Genomic DNA, 17,533 nt, shown 5'->3' with positions numbered 1-17,533 from the left:
CTCCGCGTCTTATTTTCAGCGTCTCTTATATATCAATATTCAGTCGTAATTATAGGCGTTCCTATTGTTATGGTTGTTTTAGTGCCCAACCTGGAATCTTGCCTTAACGCAATTTGCAAGTTCATGTTGTTCCCGTTCGTATCGAGAGAGTGTACCCATTGTTTAGTATATGCAGAGATCGATATAAAAGTTTCTTCTTTTAATTCTTCAACTTTTTCAGCCGAGAATTCTTCTACTATCTCAGATCCAAAATCATACATAGACCTTTGGTGTAAGTCTTCGCGGTGTCCTGTTACGGTTGTAAATACAGTAGGGGTTTCTACATACAACTGGTCCAAGCGTTCTTGAAAAAAAGAAGTAATGGTCTCTACGTCCTGTGGTTTACCTTTTCCTAAAAATTCATAAATGAGGTACATGGAGTATTGATCTTCTAGAGGGTAAGCTAGAACAGTAAGTTGTTCAAAACCGTTTGTTCCCGTCACTTTCCAATGTTCGTTATCTTTCCAATTCGTGGTGTCCCATTGAAAGTCTTGCTCGGAAGCCAAAATCTCATGGAGTTGTTCTTCATACTCTTCAATCGTTGCGACTTCTTTTCCCGTCCCTCTTGTATACAGTCTCCAACCTTCAATTTGAACAGCTTGCTCTTCCATCAAGTGAACAATGTCAACTAGTTGTGTTTGTTCCTTTGTTTCCCCGTGAGTTAAGATACTCATTGCAAATAAAAGAACCAATCCTATAATCGGCACTATTTTTTTCATCTCTCTTTGTAAGCCCCTCTCCGTTACAAAACAATTAATTAGTAACATTTTTTCCATTGAGAGGCTTTACATACATGGAAGTTACAGTCAACTTTCGACAACTCCCATTTGTGAGATGCAGAACTGCGCCAATTTATTTACAAACAAATGTTCTGGTATCTCAAAATTCATTTTAAATCTCAAGTTATCAGAACATTTGACCTCAGAAGCCAAGGCCTTAATAAACTGTGTATGTTATGACTTCACTTGATTTAAAATAGGTATTTAAGCATCGTTGACCAATTCAAATAATCCAAAAAGAAGCTACTTACGAGATGAGCTATTCCAATCGTGAGTAAAATCATTAATGTTTTTGCTTTTGGGCCTTTTGGATCTATAAAGAAAAGATCAAACTTAAAGGTTTGAAGCGCCCACCAAGTAATCACTACAAACATTAAACTAACTGTAATATGTAGCAAACCTTGCATTCCAAAGCCATCCATCGCCAATACTCCTTTAGTCAAAAGATCACTGCATTGTTAACTATACTCGATTTGCCTTTTCCATGAAAAGGTACGTTTTACCTAAACTAACAAAGCAATGCAAAATACATAATACCCGATTTTTTGATAAAAATCTACATTTCCTTGGAAATATACATAAATCTACAAAGTTCTTGAAAAATAGAGGCCAAATGCTTCAAATTAGCAATGCTCAAGCTTGTAATTTATAGATACCACTATTTACTAACTTCAAAACCTCTTTTTTTTTCGTCACTTCTTTAGACGCCAAAGATACAAAACCGTCACATTTCATTGAGAAGTTTTTTAGTTCACGACTGTCCCTTTTTACATGATCCACGAACCCTCCAAGGTTACCCCTCTCCTTGCTTCCTCATTTAATCAATGTATGACCTAAAAAAAGAGCCCTCCCAATTAGGAAAGCTCTTCTTCATTACACCTTAGTATTAGGTTCGCATGAAAATTTGTGAGAAATCAAAGTTCGTATTGAAAAAGTCGATGGCTAGTTGTGGAACAATTCCAAGTCCAATGGTTGCAATAACAGCTACCACTATGACAATCGATGTCCCAACTGGTACTCGCATCGGTTCTGTTGTAGCTGACCTTCTAAAGAACATTTGCGTCATAATGCCAAAGTAATAGAAGTACGAAATGACTGACGTCGCAATCATGACAGAAGCTAATATAAAGTGTCCTGTACTTAATGCACCAATAAAGATATAAAATTTACCCATAAACCCTGCAGTGACCGGGATCCCTGCTAATGAAACGAGGAATACTGCCATTCCAACCGCAAGCAATGGTGAACGTCCACCAAGACCCGAAAAGCTTTTTAAATCTTCCGTACCAGATTGTGATGTTACGAACTGTAAGACTGCAAACGCACCTAAGTTCATGAACAGATAAGCAACTAAGTAGAACCAAACATTTTCAAACATAACAATCGATAACGTTGCGAAAGGAACTAACAAGTACCCCGCTTGCGCTACACTTGAATAGGCAAACAGCCGCTTTACATTCGTTTGGCGAAGGGCCATGACGTTACCAACAATCATTGTTAAGCCAGCGATGACCGCAATATAAATTTGTGTATCTAACAACAGTGGTTGCATCGGTACAATCCCGTGTGCTCCACCAAAGACAACCAGTAAAAAGCGTAAGATTAACGCAAACCCTGCTGTTTTTGAAACAACGCTTAGAAATGCAGTAACTGGTGTTGGTGCGCCTTGATACACATCTGGGGACCACATATGAAACGGCACTGCAGCGACTTTAAACGCTAGACCAACAAAGACTAAGAAAAACGCGAACGCTAACAGGAAACTGTTTTCGAGTACTACTGGATTTTGCAAGGAATCTCTTATATCAAATAAGTTAGTATGCCCTGTAAGACCGTAAACATAACTCATACCGAATAATGTGATCGCTGTTGCTACTCCACCATTAACGACATATTTAAATGCCGACTCGTTGGATTGGAGATTTTCTTTTCGAAGCCCTGCCATTACGTATGAAGATAATGAAAGTAGTTCTAATCCGACGAATAATGTAATCATGTCGGCACTCGATGACATGATCATTCCACCAAGTAATGCTGTTAGTAATAAGTAGAAAAATTCGCCGCGATATTTAATTTCCTTTTTACTATAATCGAGACCAATCAATAGGACAAAAAGCGTACCTATTAATAGGATCAGTTTAAATGCTACCGAAAATGAGTCAAGTCGATACGTATCATACAAAATCATTTGTACAGGTGCACCAAATTGGCCAACGAGGAAGATGAGAGCGAGTACAACCCCACCAATTGCACCCCAACCTAATACATTTCGGTCAACCTTATCTTTCATAAATAAGTCGGCTAGCGATAGGAGCGTCGCAACGATCAGAATTGTAAACTCTGGTGCCATAATCCCCCACGGGTAGCTAAGTAGTGTTTCTAAATCCATAATCGTTTACCCCCCTATCCCTGCTAAGATGAATTGTAATGATGCTTGCAATGGTTCTGCTAAAACGCTTGGATACACACCAATTAAAATGATAAAAGCAAGCAAAACGAGCACAGGTACCATTTCAAGTGGTTTGATGTCTTGAAGTTCTTTCCACTTCTCAGGCGTAGGGCCAAACGTTACATTTAAAACGGCTCGAAGTAAGTAAACAGCCGTTAAAATAATACCTAATGTACCCACCGCTGCAATAATAGGCATTTCTCTAAATAATCCAAGGAAAGCTAAAAACTCACTGATAAAACCAGACATTCCTGGTAAGCCTAGTGACGCCATTGCCCCGACTAACAAGAAGCCTGAAGCGATTGGCATGGAGCGTGCTAACCCACTTAAATTCGGGATCTGAGATGTATTTGTACGCTCATAATAGACACCGATTAAGAAGAAGAGCAACGCGGAAATTAATCCGTGTGAGACGACTTGGAAGACGGCCCCTTGCATACCGACATCGTTTAATGCAGCTACCCCAATAAGAACAATTCCCATGTGCGAAATACTCGAGTACGCTAACACCATTTTTAAATCTGATTGAATGAGTGCTAAATACGCACCATATAAAAGATTAATAACCCCTAAAATCGCAAGGACTGCTGCCATTTGGTTCACTTGTTCTGGGAAGAAACCGACTCCAAAGCGAATAAGTCCATATGCACCAATTTTTAATAAGATCCCTGAGTGAAGCATAACAATCGCTGGCGGTGCTTGAACGTGCACTCGGAGCATCCAGCTATGCAACGGGAAGATTGGTAACTTAACACCAAACGCCACTAATAAAGCGATGAGTAAGCCCCACTTTAAATTATCGGCTTCAGGACCAAGCATTTGCATCATCATTGTAATTTGATCGATATTTGTCGTACTTGTTAAAACAAATATCGTAATAATCGCAATGAGTAACACCGCTGAACCTAGCCCATTGTAAATTAAAAAACTGTTCGCTGCTTTTTCTCGATCTAAGAATCCCCACTTTCCGATTAAGAAGTACATCGGAATGAGTGTTATTTCAAAGAATAAGAAGAACAAAAATAGATTTTGTGAAGCAAATACTCCTAGCATCCCTATCTCTAATAAAAGGAATAACATGAAGTAGGCTTTCCAACCTGATTTTATTTGCAATATGGAAGCCAGTGCCGCTAATGTTGATACTACCGCTGTTAGTAAGATCAGGACCATTCCAAATCCGTTTAGTCCTAACTCGTATGGAATGGAAAGATTTATACCATGCGCTAATAATCCATTGCTACTAAAATTAATCCACTCTCGTGTTTCCGCAAATTGATTTCCTGAGCCACCTTGATCGAAATTGACAAACGCTACAAACGCTAAAATGAGCGGCAACAATGTTGCTAAAAAGCCAATCGACTTCAGTAGCTGATGTTGGCCTTTCGGTACAAATGCTAAAATGATAATCCCTACGAGTGGGGAGAAGATGAGTAAGGAAAGCAAGTATGAATCTGTCATCTGAAATACCCCCCTGTCACGGTCAAGACGACAAGGATTACTACTAATCCTAGAAATGCTACAGCCCCATACGTTTGGACTTGACCATTTTGTAATCGAGCATTTAAGCGGCCGATTGTATCAGTCATACCGACAACCGCTTGTACGGTAAACTCAATTATATATCGTTCAATATATAACATTAGATAACTAACAATCGTAGTACCTCTCACAAACGTACGATTGTATAATTCATCGATGTAGTACTTATTGTACAGTAAAATATACAAGCCGCTGTCTTGGGCAAGCTTTTCTCGGGAAATAGTTCCCTTTCCGTAAATTAACCAAGCAATGAAAATACCCAGCAGGGATACAAATACAGCTACTGGCATAATCCAGCCTGGATCATGAAGGTACACATGTCCTCTCGTCCACGGACTATCAGCGAGCCAATCTCCTAAGAACGTTCCAAACCAGTGCGTATGAACAAAACCTGAAATAACCGCTAACACACCGAGTACAATCATAGGTATTGTCATAATAGCTGGAGACTCATGAACTTTACTTTGATCTCCACGAGGTTTACCTGTAAATACCATAAAGAACAATCTAAACATATAAATCGCTGTAAGTAAGGCTGTAACGAGTGCTAGTGCAAACAGCACGTATCGTCCATCCGCAAATGTTGTAAGTAAAATTTCCTCTTTACTAAAGAACCCTGAGAACAACGGGAAACCAGCGATCGCTAAACAGCCGATTAAAAATAAAACTCCTGTTGTTTTCATCTTGTTCCATAATCCGCCCATTTCTTCGATGCTTTGCGTATGAACGGCATGGATAACACTTCCTGCTGCTAAGAATAGTAACGCTTTAAAAAACGCATGTGTCATTAAGTGAAATACAGCAGCAACATAACCTGCCGAACCTAATGCGAGCATCATATACCCTAATTGACTAACCGTGGAATACGCAAGGACGCGTTTGATATCTTTTTGTGTTAAAGCAATCGTTGCAGCAAATATCGCTGTAAATCCACCAATGACAGCAACTGTCGTTAAGGCTACAGGCGATGCGGCAAATAGCGGGAACATCGTCGCTACTAAGTATACACCCGCTGCTACCATCGTTGCGGCATGGATAAGGGCTGATACTGGTGTTGGACCTTCCATCGCATCAGGTAACCACGTATGTAGTGGGAATTGACCCGATTTACCAACTGCTCCAACAAAGATCAAGATCGCAATTAGCGTAATCATCCCTTCGGTTAGTGCATTTGCATTCACAGCTTCAAATATAGCCGCGTACTCAAAGCTTCCAACTTGCCAGAATAAGAGGATAATCCCGATAAATAATCCAACATCCCCAATTCTCGTCACGATGAATGCTTTCTTAGCAGCTGCTCTTGCTTCTTTTTTGAAAAAGTAGAACCCTACGAGTAAGAACGAACAAACACCAACGAGCTCCCAGAAAATATAAAGCTGTAATAAGTTAGGAGAAAGAACTAATCCTAACATTGCAAACGTAAAGAGTCCTAAATAAGAATAAAATACTGGCACACGATAGCTATCAGTTGCTGTCATATACCCTTTGGAATACGTATGTACTAGAAAACTAACTAGTGTAACGATAACGAGCATTAAAGCATTGAGCTGATTGACTTCAAATCCCATTGTGATCGTTCGTTCTCCAATTGCTAGCCAGTCAAACTGTACTAATACATTATCGCCTGTCATCCGCTCGAATAATACGAGGACTGACAAGAGAAATGCGATGAAAGAAAGTGCCATACCGACGTAAGCACCGCTTTCCTTCAACCTGCGACCAAAGAGGACGAGGATAACGAAGGATAAGAACGGTAACAGTGGTATTAACCATGCATTTTCCATCATATCTATCACCTGCCCCTTTCTATCGCTTCATTAAGTCCATCTCATCAACATTTACCGTTCTTCTGTTACGATAAAGGGCAATTAAGATGGCTAAGCCAACAGCTGCTTCCGCTGCAGCAACCGTTATTCCAAACAATGCAAATACTTGACCTGTAATACCAGGATTGACGCCGTGTATGGCAAACGCTACAAAATTAATCATAACTGCGTTCAGCATTAACTCAATAGAAATCAGAACAATGACAGCGTTTCGTTTGGTGAGTACACCGAACATCCCTATACAGAAGAGGAGAAGCGCGACAACGAGATAGACCGATAAAGGAATACTACTCATTTTTCACTTACCTCCTCTTCCTTATCACTTTTTGCAAGTGCGACTGCACCAATTAAGGCAACAAGTAAAATAACGCCTACCGTTTCAAAAGGAATGACAAACTTCGAATAAATTTCGATCCCGATTTGTCGGACGTTGTTTTCGTGAAGATTAGTCGCTTGTTCGCCAAGTGATAAATCATTAATTCCAATAAACATAATCACGAAGAATACAGCTACTCCAACTAATGCAGCTAGTGTTCTCCAAATACTAACCGATGCAAGCTTATCATCATGTTTTGTCAACATAATTCCGAATAGCATTATAATTGTAATGGCCCCACCATAGATGAGCACTTGAACGAATGCAAGAAATTCTGCTGATAATAGAACGTAAAACCCCGCAATACTGATAAACGTAAATGCGAGCGCGATGATAATATGGACGACTTTACGTAAATTGATCATAAGAACGCCGCCACTGATGGCTATTAAGGCAAGGATAAAGAAAGCGAGAAATTCTCCATTCATGCTTTATTTTCCTCCCTCACGTTCGTATCGTTTTCATCAAGCCATTCTAGATTTTTGAATAAATCATCGCGACTATATGAAGCGAGTTCAAAATTATTCGTCATGATAATTGCTTCTGTGGGACAAACCTCCGTACATAAATCACATAAAATACAAATTTCAAAGTTAATATCGTACGTGTCAATAATCTTCCCCTTTTTACTCGGGTCTGGATGAGGTTTTCCCGTTAATTGAATGCAATCGGTTGGACAAATATTGGCACATTGATTACAAACAATACACTTTTCCGGATAAAATTTCTGTATGCCACGAAAGCGATCCGGCATATCAATTGGTTCATCCGGATAACTTGTCGTCACATTTTTTTTCGTCAAGTTACTAAGTGTATATTTCAACCCTTTGACTAATCCTTGACCTAACAATGTGATCACTCCTTAGTCGTGATTAAGTGACTATTTTTTAAAGAGGTTATTCTATAGAACTCACCTTCATCACTCATTTCCTCTATTCGCTATAGACGATGTTCGCAAACGTATAGCGATAAGCACTGTCTTTCCTTTTATTTCTCGAAAACTCAAAGCTCTAAATCCTGCTTAACGTTCTGATTATAAGAAAAATTCTTTTACTAAAGCGGTAAGAATAATGTTTAGTAAGGCAAGTGGTAATAAAACCTTCCACGCAAATTCCATGAGTTGATCTCCTCTTAATCGTGGGAATGTACCACGGATCCAAATCATGAAGAAGATAACCGCTGAAAATTTTAGAGCAAACCATATGACCCCTGGAATAAAGCCGAGGAATGGTAATGGGTTCCAACCACCTAAAAACAATACTGTCGTTAATGCTGCCATTGCAAATAAATAAACATATTCAGCAAGCATAAAAAATGCATAGCGAAACCCTGAATACTCAACGTGGTAACCTGCGACTAACTCAGATTCAGCTTCTGGTAAATCAAATGGTGTTCGGTTGAGTTCGGCTGTTGCTGCAATAACAAAGATGACAAAGCCTAAAATTTGTGGAACAACGAACCATAAATTGGCTTGCGCATTGACAATTTCAATTAAATTTAAGCTACCTGTTAACAAGATGACCCCAACGACAGATAATACGAGTGGCACTTCGTAAGAAATCATTTGAGCAGCAGCCCGCATTCCACCCATTAAAGCATATTTGTTATTCGAAGCCCAACCACCTGCAACCATCCCAATCGTCGTAATTCCTGATACTGCAATGTAATATAGGAGTCCTACGCCAATATCGGTGAAATACAAGTTCTCAGAAAATGGGATGACTGCCAATACAGCAAAAGCAGGGACGAACGCTATAATCGGAGCTAATACGAATAATGGCTTATCTGCCTTTTTTGGGATAATGTCCTCTTTTAGTAATAATTTTAAAACGTCAGCGATTGTCTGGAGCAAACCTAATGGACCACCTAATCGGTTCGGACCGACACGAAGCTGAATAAAACCTAATACTTTCCGCTCTGCTAAAATCCCATACGTAACAAAGCCGAGGACAACCCCTAAGAGCGCAGCCCCTAACGCAAAATAAATCAAAAAGTTTGTCCAACTCGGTGCTGAGGTCAGGATGTCATGTATCATTAGCCGTCAACCTCCCCAAGGACAATATCAATACCACCTAAGATAGCAATTAAGTTGGCCATCGGTTGCCCCACTAATAGTTTTGGTAAGATCTGAAGGTTATAAAAAGATGGTCTTCTAAACTTTAAGCGATAAGGTTCTTTCTTCCCTTGGCTGGCAATGTAACAGCCAATTTCACCACGTGGTGATTCAATGCGAACAAACGTCTCACCTGCTGGCGGCTTGATAATTCTTGGCGTTTTTGCCATGATCGGTCCTTCACTTGGAAACTGCTCAACAGCTTGCTCGACAATTTTGATCGATTCTTCAATCTCTTTCATGCGACACATATATCGAGCCCAGCAATCTCCTTTTTCTTCAACAGCGATATCAAAATCAAACCGGTCATAAACGGAGTATGGCTCATCTTTACGTAAATCCCATTTGACACCTGTTGAACGAATATTGGCCCCACTCAAGGAATACTTAATGGCGTCTTCCTTTGTATAGGTTCCCACGTCTTTAATACGACTCATAAAAATTTCATTACCTGTTACAAGGTTATGGTAACCTTCTAACTCTTTTCGTAGATACGGAACAAGATCTCTCACCTTTTCGATCCACCCTGGAGGTGCATCCCATTTTACTCCGCCAACTCGCATATAGTTAAATGTTAGTCTGGCACCAGAAATTTCATTTAGTAAGTTGATAATCATTTCCCGTTCACGGAATGCATATAAGAATGGACTCATTGCTCCAATATCTAGTAAATATGTACCGAACCAAACGAGGTGACTAGCGATACGCCCAAGCTCCATAACGATAACTCGTAAATACTCTGCTCGCTCAGGGATCTCTAATTCCATCATCGTTTCAACCGCATGACAGATGACATAGTTATTCGTCATTGCCGATAAATAATCCATTCGGTCTGTATAAGGAATAATTTGTGTATATTGAAGGTTTTCCGCAAGCTTCTCCGTCCCACGGTGTAAATAACCAATTACCGGTGTCGCTTCTTTAATAATTTCCCCGTCTATTTTAACGACGATGCGAAAAACACCATGAGTACTCGGATGCTGTGGGCCCACGTTTAGTAACATTTCTTCCGTACGTAACATTTATTACACCTCCTCATCATGCGGCTCATAATCTTTCCTGAGTGGATGTCCAACCCAGTCATCTGTTAGCATGATTCGCGTTAAGTTTGGATGACCAATATACTCGATGCCTAATAGGTCATACGCTTCTCGCTCTGGCCAATTGGCACCTTCCCAAACGGAGGTAATCGAATCAATTTTAGGTTCATCTCGGTCAATCTTTACCTTTAACGCGATGTTTTCCTTCGTTTTAAAAGAATACATATGATTATAAATTTCCATATGTGTTTCAAAGTCAGAACCATGGTGTTCCGATAAATAATCGAAAGCAAGTTGTTCGTTATGCTTTAAAAATTGCGCAAGCTTAAAGTACGTTTCCTTCTTCGCTACTAAAGTAGGAACGTCCTTCCCTAGTCTATTAATATAGGCTTCCTCTAGCATGTTTTCGCCTAAGTTTTCGTTAATGACTTTCAAATACTTATCGAGCAATGGTTGGTTTGGTGACGGTTGACCCTCATCAGGATTAGTGTCCGAAGCTTCACCACCTGTTGCTGCTTTAGCTTTCGCTGCTGCTGCTGCCTTTGCCTTAGCAATTGCCGCGGCTTTCGCTTTTGCTTTTTCATCATCACTATCTCCAGCGCCAGCTTTCGCTTTTGCGGCAGCCGCAGCCTTCGCTTTGGCTACGGCCGCTGCTTTTGCTTTCGCTTTCGCTTCATCTCCACCTGATGTTTCAGCCTCTCCACCTTGCTTTGCTAATGCGGCTGCTTTTGCTTTAGCCGCTGCTGCTGCCTTCGCTTTCGCCGCTGCTGCCGCTTTCGCTTTCGCATCATCTCCACCTGATGACTCAGCCTCTCCACCTTGCTTTGCTAATGCAGCTGCTTTTGCTTTAGCCGCTGCTGCTGTCTTCGCTTTCGCCGCCGCTTTCGCTTTTGCATCATCTCCGCCTGATGCTTCAGCCTCTCCACCTTGCTTTGCTAATGCAGCTGCTTTTGCTTTCGCCGCCGCTGCTGCTTTCGCTTTTGCATCATCTCCACCTGATGTTTCAGCCTCTCCACCTTGCTTCGCTAATGCAGCTGCTTTTGCTTTCGCTACTGCTGCTGCCTTTGCTTTCGCCGCCGCTGCTGCTTTCGCTTTCGCATCATCTCCACCTGCTGTTTCAGCCTCTCCACCCTGCTTTGCTAATGCGGCGGCTTTTGCCTTCTCATCACTCATTTATTGATCACCCGCTTTCCAGTCTTTGCTTCATAGCGGATTTTTTCTTGTAACTTGTTAATTCCATAAATTAATGCTGCTGGATTGGGCGGACATCCTGGGATATAGACATCAACAGGGACAATTTGATCGACCCCTTTAACAACAGCATATGACTTAATATAAGGTCCGCCTGCAGTCGCACAGGAACCCATCGCAATTACCCATTTTGGTTCTGGCATTTGGTCGTAAAGACGCTTAAGGATTGGTGCCATTTTCTTTGTCACCGTTCCAGATACAATCATACAGTCCGAGTGTCTTGGAGATGCTCTAAATAGGACCCCAAATCGGTCTTGGTCATAGTGTGATGATCCCGTACCCATCATTTCGATGGCACAACAAGCTAGCCCGAAGGTCAATGGCCACAACGAGTTACTTCTAGCCCAAGCTTTTACTTGTTCTAATGTGGTATAAAAGACGGTACGTTCTAACTCTTCTCGCTCTGCTTTAGTGATGCTGTCTAAATTTAGATCCATGTTAACACCTTCTTCTTCCATGCATAAATTAATCCGATAAACAACATAATCATAAAGATGATCATTTCAATTAAAGCAAAAATCCCTAAATAATCGTAAGCTACTGCCCATGGATATAAAAACACCGTTTCTACATCAAATAATACGAACAACAACGCAAACATATAGTACCGAACATTAAACTGAACCCAACTACTCCCCGTTGGTTCTACACCACTTTCATATGTTGTTTGCTTTTCCTTCGTAGGATTATTCGGTCGCAAGAAGCGTCCAGCTGTAAGCGCAACCATAGGGAGTAGAATTCCAAGAATAATAAAAACGGCTACAACTAAGTAGTTGTTCTGATACAAGTGATAAAGCGGATCCATTTTGCCTCACCTCACCCTCCATGCCTAATTCGATATTAGCTTCGTTTTCTATATTTCGTGCTACCTTCCGTAACCACGCTAATTAAAACAAACTATCAGTTGATAACGGATGCTAACACATCGTATAATGTAAAACGCTCCAACAGATAATTACTAAATGTTAAAGAAAAACATGTATTCTAAAGAGTGTTGGAAGTTTTACTTTATGTAATCGTAACCATTATAGCAAATCCTATATATGGTGTCGACTGTCACAAAATTGTAAAAAAACATAAATAGTAAATATATTATTTCTAAAAAATAACATCTGTTTTGATTAATGGGCGAAAACCCTTTACATAAAAGCTTCCATCCTTGTTTTTATTTACCTATTACTGCTAGATGATGCAGGATAAATAAGATTTGAAATAAGTTTAATCTTCTTTAGTACAACTTGCTATGATATTATTCACACTCATATTTGCAAAAACTCCCCAAGGCTAAAATGAGGATGAACATAGAAGGGCTTTTTTTTTGATGTGTATTGAGAAACTTTATAATTATGCCGACAAATTGAAACTTCCATCAATCAGGTTTTCCTCTTACCCCTCTGATGGTTAATTGAGGCCCACACGATGTGAGTCACACAGACGTGGCCACAGGACTTGTGCAGTTAGTCGGTGTTCAATTAGTTGTTACTCGCAGGTTTGTTATACCACTTTTTTTGAGCTCTTGAGGTGGGGGTATTACTGCCAGTAGATGCGGAATAAACCTTAATAATATATGTAATATATAGATCTTTTTTACATGTTATTAGAGAAACCATGAATCTAGTATTTAATCCTCATCTTTCTAAGCTCAACCTATCGCCAGCACATATATGCAACATTTCTCTAAAAATATAAAAAGCACGAAGGACTCTAAGCAAGCCTTTGTGCTTTCTATGTTTATTTCTCTGTAACACCTAAGCGATTAGAAGCTCTGCGTAATGCAAGTTGTGCACGCTTAAAGTCAATTTCATCTTGTTTTGCTTCGTTAATGCGACGTTCTGCACGTTCTTTAGCAGCACGAGCACGAGCAACATCGATATCTGATGGCAGTTCAGCAGCTTCCGCTAGAATCGTTACTTTATCAGGACGGACTTCAATGAAACCGCCAGATACAGCAACGAGTTGAACATCAGAACCGTTCTTTAAACGAACAGCTCCTATGTCTAGTGGAGCAACTAAAGGAATGTGTCGAGGAAGAATACCTAGCTCTCCGCTTTGTGCACGAGCGCTAACCATTTCTACTTCGCCCTCATAAACCGTGCCATCAGGAGTTACGACACTGACAGTCATTGTCTGCATGTAAAACCCTCCTCAATAGCAATACGGGTTTGATCTATTTATTTTCGTTAAAAGTAGTGGTGAGTGTTAGAACACCCACCTCTACGCACCTTAAATTATGCAAATTGTTTTGCTTTTTCAACCACTTCTTCAATACGTCCAACGAGACGGAATGCATCCTCAGGAAGGTCGTCATATTTACCTTCTAAGATCTCTTTAAATCCATTAACTGTTTCTTTTACTGGTACGTATGAACCTTTTTGTCCAGTAAACTGCTCAGCAACGTGGAAGTTTTGAGATAAGAAGAATTGAATACGACGTGCACGGTGTACGACTAACCTATCTTCTTCAGAAAGCTCGTCCATACCTAGGATCGCGATAATATCTTGTAACTCTTTATATTTTTGAAGAGTTTGCTGAACTTGACGAGCAACTGCATAGTGCTCTTCTCCAACGATTTCAGGAGATAATGCACGAGAAGTTGAAGCAAGTGGATCTACCGCTGGGTAAATACCCATCTCAGAAAGCTTACGCTCAAGGTTAGTTGTTGCATCTAAGTGAGCGAAAGTTGTAGCTGGAGCTGGATCCGTATAGTCATCGGCAGGTACATAGATCGCTTGGATCGATGTAACAGAACCGACTTTAGTCGATGTGATACGCTCTTGAAGTTTACCCATCTCTGTTGCTAGAGTTGGCTGATAACCTACCGCAGATGGCATACGTCCTAATAGCGCTGATACTTCAGAACCTGCTTGTGTAAAGCGGAAGATATTATCAACGAAAAGAAGTACGTCTGCTCCTTCTTGGTCACGGAAGTGTTCTGCCATTGTTAATCCAGTTAATGCAACACGCATACGTGCTCCTGGTGGCTCATTCATCTGACCGAATACCATGGCCGTCTTCTTAATAACGCCAGAGTCCGTCATTTCATGGTAAAGGTCATTTCCTTCACGTGTACGCTCACCAACACCAGCGAATACGGAAATACCGCCGTGCTCTTGAGCGATGTTGTTGATTAATTCTTGGATTAGAACGGTTTTACCAACACCCGCTCCACCAAATAGACCGATCTTACCACCCTTAATATAAGGAGCCAGTAAATCTACTACTTTAATTCCTGTTTCAAGAATTTCTGTTTGCGTAGAAAGTTCTTCAAACTTCGGTGCTTCACGGTGAATTGGTGCCTTTTGTACATCTTCAGCAAGCGCCTCATCAAGGTCGATTGCTTCCCCTAATACATTAAATACACGTCCTAGTGTAACTTCGCCAACTGGTACTGAAATTGGAGCACCAGTGTCAAGTACATCAACACCACGTACGAGACCGTCCGTAGATCCCATCGCAACTGTACGAACTGTATCGTCACCAAGATGTAAAGCAACTTCAAGTGTTACTTTTACATCAACCGCATTTTTCGTTGAACCTACTTGTTCAACTTTAAGTGCATTATAGATTTCAGGAAGTTGACCACTTGGGAACTTTACGTCAACAACTGGACCCATAACTTGAGTAATGCGACCTTTATTCATCAGTTTCCCTCCTAATACTTACTATTAAAACGTTCATTTATCCGTTATTCAAGTGCTGCTGCACCGCCGACAATCTCTGTGATTTCTTGAGTAATTGCAGCTTGACGAGCACGGTTGTATGCAAGAGTTAAGCTGTCGATTAATGCTGTTGCATTATCAGTCGCAGCGCTCATCGCTGTCATACGTGCACCGAACTCACTAGCTTTCGCGTCAAGTAGCGCACCGTAAATTAAGCTCTCTGCATATTGTGGAAGAAGCTGTTCTAAAATGGCTTCTTCTGTAGGCTCATACTCATAAGATGCTTTTACATCATTAGAAGCAGAAATGTCTGTAAGTGGTAACACCTTTTGTTCCGTTACTTCTTGTGTGATCGGGCTTACAAAATGGTTATACCAAATGTACAGCTCATCAAAAATCTCATCAGAGAACATCTCTACCGTTGTTCGAGTTAAATTTTTTATGTCGTTGAATTCTGGCTGATCCCCTAATCCTGTAATTTCCTGAATGATAGGAAGATTACGACGTCTTAAAAGATCTCGTCCGATACGTCCAATAACAATTAAACCATACTCGTCAGGAGAACTGTGTCGCTCTTGGATTTTATTGATTACACCACGAATAATATTAGCATTATATCCACCTGCTAACCCACGGTCAGCCGTAATGACAATATAACCTGTTTTCTTAACTGGACGTTCTTGAAGCATTGGATGGTTAACGTCCGAATTGCCTGCCGCAATGCTTGCTACAACTTCACGAATTTTCTCAGTATACGGGAGGAATGACTTTGCCTTTTCTTGCGAGCGATTAAGTTTCGCAGCTGAAACCATTTTCATCGCTTTTGTGATTTGTCTCGTATTCTTTGTCGAGTTAATTCGCGTTTTTATATCTCGAAGTGAAGCCACTTTATTTCACCACCTTTTCGCTAAACTGGTTTTCCTAGAAGTTGTTCACATATTCAAACGATTACTTGCTTGTATTGAAGCCTTTTTTGAATTCTTCAATCGCAGCGTTAAATGCACTCTCTTCTGGAAGTTTACCAGTTGTACGAATGGTATCTAATAGATCTTTCTTGTTATGCTCTAAGAAAGTAAACATTTCAGACTCGAAACGACGAACATCTTCAACTGGAACATCATCAAGGAAGCCTTTAGTTAATGCATAAAGAATTGCTACTTGCTTCTCAACAGCTAATGGCTCGTGAAGGCCTTGTTTTAAGACTTCAACTGTACGTTGTCCACGATTTAACTTCGCTTGAGTCGCTTTATCTAAGTCAGAACCGAACTGAGCAAATGCTTCTAGTTCACGGAAAGACGCTAAGTCTAGACGTAACGTACCAGATACTTGTTTCATCGCTTTAATCTGTGCAGAACCCCCAACACGAGATACAGATAAACCGGCGTTAATCGCTGGACGTACCCCTGAGTGGAAAAGGTCAGATTGTAAGAAGATCTGTCCGTCTGTGATTGAGATAACGTTTGTTGGAATGTATGCTGATACATCCCCTGCTTGTGTTTCGATGAAAGGAAGAGCTGTAATCGAGCCGCCACCTTTTGCATCACTTAACTTCGCTGCACGCTCTAATAAACGAGAGTGAAGGTAGAATACATCCCCTGGGAATGCTTCACGACCTGGAGGACGACGAAGTAATAATGAAAGCTCACGGTATGCAGATGCTTGTTTTGTTAAGTCATCATACACAACAAGAACGTGCTTGCCATTGTACATGAACTCTTCACCCATTGTTACCCCAGCATAAGGAGCTAAGAATAGTAATGGAGCTGGCTCAGATGCACTTGCAGTAACTACGATTGTATAGTCTAAAGCACCTTTTTGACGAAGTTTTTCTACAACACCTGCAACTGTAGATTCTTTTTGACCAATTGCAACGTAGATACAAATCATATTTTGATCTGCTTGGTTTAAGATCGTATCGATCGCAACAGATGTTTTACCTGTTTGACGGTCCCCGATAATTAACTCACGTTGTCCACGGCCAATTGGTACTAGTGCATCAATTGACTTAATACCTGTTTGTAATGGCTCATGTACGGATTTACGATCCATTACACCAGGTGCTGGACTTTCAATCGGACGAGATTTGTTTGTATTAATTGGTCCTTGACCATCAAGAGGTTGCCCTAGAGGATTTACTACACGTCCTAGTAATGCCTCACCTACAGGTACCTCCATGATACGACCTGTACGTTTTACTTCATCGCCTTCACGGATATCCGTAAATGGACCTAAGATTACGATACCTACACTGTTTTCTTCAAGGTTTTGGGCCATACCCATTACACCATTTGAAAACTCAAGTAATTCACCGGCCATAACGTTTTCTAATCCATGAGCAAGGGCGATACCGTCACCAACACGAATTACTGTACCTACGTCAGTAACCTCAATATCAGATTGGAAGTTTTCAATTTGCTGCTTTATAAGAGAGCTAATTTCTTCAGCTTTGATGCTCATATCGT

General features: G+C 40.6%; 17 protein-coding genes. All 17 read right to left on the bottom strand.

What is annotated here, in order from left to right:
* Positions 1-32: 32 nt before the first annotated feature.
* Positions 33-758 carry a YwmB family TATA-box binding protein gene (locus BK574_RS19360; protein WP_158211696.1) on the bottom strand — a complete coding sequence of 242 codons (726 nt, stop codon included), beginning with the start codon at positions 756-758 and terminating at the stop codon, positions 33-35.
* Between the two features lie 251 nt (positions 759-1,009).
* The gene (locus BK574_RS19355; RefSeq protein WP_338020604.1) at positions 1,010-1,261 is read right to left on the bottom strand and encodes a DUF1146 family protein; all 252 of its coding nucleotides are present in this window, start codon (positions 1,259-1,261) and stop codon (positions 1,010-1,012) included.
* Between the two features lie 443 nt (positions 1,262-1,704).
* Positions 1,705-3,207, bottom strand: a complete 1,503-nt coding sequence (nuoN, locus tag BK574_RS19350) for an NADH-quinone oxidoreductase subunit NuoN (RefSeq protein WP_075385294.1) — start codon at positions 3,205-3,207, stop codon at positions 1,705-1,707.
* Between the two features lie 6 nt (positions 3,208-3,213).
* Positions 3,214-4,725 (bottom strand): complex I subunit 4 family protein, encoded by a 1,512-nt coding sequence (locus tag BK574_RS19345; protein ID WP_078429704.1) that lies wholly within the window; start codon positions 4,723-4,725, stop codon positions 3,214-3,216.
* Positions 4,722-6,593 carry an NADH-quinone oxidoreductase subunit L gene (gene nuoL, locus BK574_RS19340; RefSeq protein WP_078429703.1) on the bottom strand — a complete coding sequence of 624 codons (1,872 nt, stop codon included), beginning with the start codon at positions 6,591-6,593 and terminating at the stop codon, positions 4,722-4,724. The genes BK574_RS19345 and nuoL overlap by 4 nt, the downstream gene beginning before the upstream one ends.
* A 19-nt stretch (positions 6,594-6,612) precedes the next feature.
* Positions 6,613-6,927, bottom strand: coding sequence for an NADH-quinone oxidoreductase subunit NuoK (gene nuoK / locus BK574_RS19335; RefSeq protein ID WP_075385291.1), 315 nt, complete (start codon positions 6,925-6,927; stop codon positions 6,613-6,615).
* Positions 6,924-7,436 carry an NADH-quinone oxidoreductase subunit J gene (locus BK574_RS19330; protein ID WP_075385290.1) on the bottom strand — a complete coding sequence of 171 codons (513 nt, stop codon included), beginning with the start codon at positions 7,434-7,436 and terminating at the stop codon, positions 6,924-6,926. The genes nuoK and BK574_RS19330 overlap by 4 nt, the downstream gene beginning before the upstream one ends.
* Positions 7,433-7,858, bottom strand: a complete 426-nt coding sequence (nuoI, locus tag BK574_RS19325) for an NADH-quinone oxidoreductase subunit NuoI (protein ID WP_075385289.1) — start codon at positions 7,856-7,858, stop codon at positions 7,433-7,435. Before nuoI ends, BK574_RS19330 begins: the two co-directional genes overlap by 4 nt.
* A gap of 183 nt (positions 7,859-8,041) precedes the next feature.
* Entirely contained in the window at positions 8,042-9,043 is a 1,002-nt protein-coding gene (gene nuoH / locus BK574_RS19320) for an NADH-quinone oxidoreductase subunit NuoH (protein ID WP_078429702.1), read from the bottom strand.
* Positions 9,043-10,143: an NADH-quinone oxidoreductase subunit D gene (locus BK574_RS19315; protein ID WP_078429701.1), complete on the bottom strand. Its 1,101-nt coding sequence runs from the start codon at positions 10,141-10,143 to the stop codon at positions 9,043-9,045. Before BK574_RS19315 ends, nuoH begins: the two co-directional genes overlap by 1 nt.
* A gap of 3 nt (positions 10,144-10,146) precedes the next feature.
* Positions 10,147-11,334, bottom strand: a complete 1,188-nt coding sequence (locus BK574_RS19310; RefSeq protein WP_078429700.1) for an NADH-quinone oxidoreductase subunit C — start codon at positions 11,332-11,334, stop codon at positions 10,147-10,149.
* The gene (locus BK574_RS19305) at positions 11,331-11,849 is read right to left on the bottom strand and encodes a NuoB/complex I 20 kDa subunit family protein (protein WP_075385285.1); all 519 of its coding nucleotides are present in this window, start codon (positions 11,847-11,849) and stop codon (positions 11,331-11,333) included. The genes BK574_RS19310 and BK574_RS19305 overlap by 4 nt, the downstream gene beginning before the upstream one ends.
* Positions 11,840-12,217, bottom strand: coding sequence for an NADH-quinone oxidoreductase subunit A (locus BK574_RS19300; RefSeq protein WP_075385284.1), 378 nt, complete (start codon positions 12,215-12,217; stop codon positions 11,840-11,842). The genes BK574_RS19305 and BK574_RS19300 overlap by 10 nt, the downstream gene beginning before the upstream one ends.
* 926 nt (positions 12,218-13,143) lie before the next feature.
* Positions 13,144-13,545, bottom strand: a complete 402-nt coding sequence (locus BK574_RS19295) for a F0F1 ATP synthase subunit epsilon (protein WP_075385283.1) — start codon at positions 13,543-13,545, stop codon at positions 13,144-13,146.
* Positions 13,546-13,640: 95 nt separating this feature from the next.
* The gene (gene atpD / locus BK574_RS19290) at positions 13,641-15,053 is read right to left on the bottom strand and encodes a F0F1 ATP synthase subunit beta (protein ID WP_075385282.1); all 1,413 of its coding nucleotides are present in this window, start codon (positions 15,051-15,053) and stop codon (positions 13,641-13,643) included.
* Positions 15,054-15,097: 44 nt separating this feature from the next.
* Positions 15,098-15,958, bottom strand: coding sequence for an ATP synthase F1 subunit gamma (gene atpG / locus BK574_RS19285; RefSeq protein ID WP_075385281.1), 861 nt, complete (start codon positions 15,956-15,958; stop codon positions 15,098-15,100).
* Positions 15,959-16,019: 61 nt separating this feature from the next.
* Complete coding sequence (atpA, locus tag BK574_RS19280; RefSeq protein ID WP_078429699.1) at positions 16,020-17,528, bottom strand: F0F1 ATP synthase subunit alpha; 1,509 nt, start codon at positions 17,526-17,528, stop codon at positions 16,020-16,022.
* Between the last annotated feature and the right edge of the window lie 5 nt (positions 17,529-17,533).

The organism is Alkalihalobacterium alkalinitrilicum, assembly GCF_002019605.1.
GTDB lineage: Bacteria > Bacillota > Bacilli > Bacillales > Bacillaceae_F > Alkalihalobacterium > Alkalihalobacterium alkalinitrilicum.
This window is presented reverse-complemented; position numbering and strand designations above follow the sequence as displayed.

What these genes read in the sequence shown, in the direction of transcription:
- BK574_RS19360 (WP_158211696.1), bottom strand. Translation starts at nt 758, where the DNA reads ATGAAAAAAATAGTGCCGATTATAGGATTGGTTCTTTTATTTGCAATG.
- nuoN (WP_075385294.1), bottom strand. Translation starts at nt 3,207, where the DNA reads ATGGATTTAGAAACACTACTTAGCTACCCGTGGGGGATTATGGCACCA.
- BK574_RS19345 (WP_078429704.1), bottom strand. Translation starts at nt 4,725, where the DNA reads ATGACAGATTCATACTTGCTTTCCTTACTCATCTTCTCCCCACTCGTA.
- nuoL (WP_078429703.1), bottom strand. Translation starts at nt 6,593, where the DNA reads ATGATGGAAAATGCATGGTTAATACCACTGTTACCGTTCTTATCCTTC.
- nuoK (WP_075385291.1), bottom strand. Translation starts at nt 6,927, where the DNA reads ATGAGTAGTATTCCTTTATCGGTCTATCTCGTTGTCGCGCTTCTCCTC.
- BK574_RS19330 (WP_075385290.1), bottom strand. Translation starts at nt 7,436, where the DNA reads ATGAATGGAGAATTTCTCGCTTTCTTTATCCTTGCCTTAATAGCCATC.
- nuoH (WP_078429702.1), bottom strand. Translation starts at nt 9,043, where the DNA reads ATGATACATGACATCCTGACCTCAGCACCGAGTTGGACAAACTTTTTG.
- BK574_RS19315 (WP_078429701.1), bottom strand. Translation starts at nt 10,143, where the DNA reads ATGTTACGTACGGAAGAAATGTTACTAAACGTGGGCCCACAGCATCCG.
- BK574_RS19310 (WP_078429700.1), bottom strand. Translation starts at nt 11,334, where the DNA reads ATGAGTGATGAGAAGGCAAAAGCCGCCGCATTAGCAAAGCAGGGTGGA.
- BK574_RS19305 (WP_075385285.1), bottom strand. Translation starts at nt 11,849, where the DNA reads ATGGATCTAAATTTAGACAGCATCACTAAAGCAGAGCGAGAAGAGTTA.
- BK574_RS19300 (WP_075385284.1), bottom strand. Translation starts at nt 12,217, where the DNA reads ATGGATCCGCTTTATCACTTGTATCAGAACAACTACTTAGTTGTAGCC.
- BK574_RS19295 (WP_075385283.1), bottom strand. Translation starts at nt 13,545, where the DNA reads ATGCAGACAATGACTGTCAGTGTCGTAACTCCTGATGGCACGGTTTAT.
- atpD (WP_075385282.1), bottom strand. Translation starts at nt 15,053, where the DNA reads ATGAATAAAGGTCGCATTACTCAAGTTATGGGTCCAGTTGTTGACGTA.
- atpA (WP_078429699.1), bottom strand. Translation starts at nt 17,528, where the DNA reads ATGAGCATCAAAGCTGAAGAAATTAGCTCTCTTATAAAGCAGCAAATT.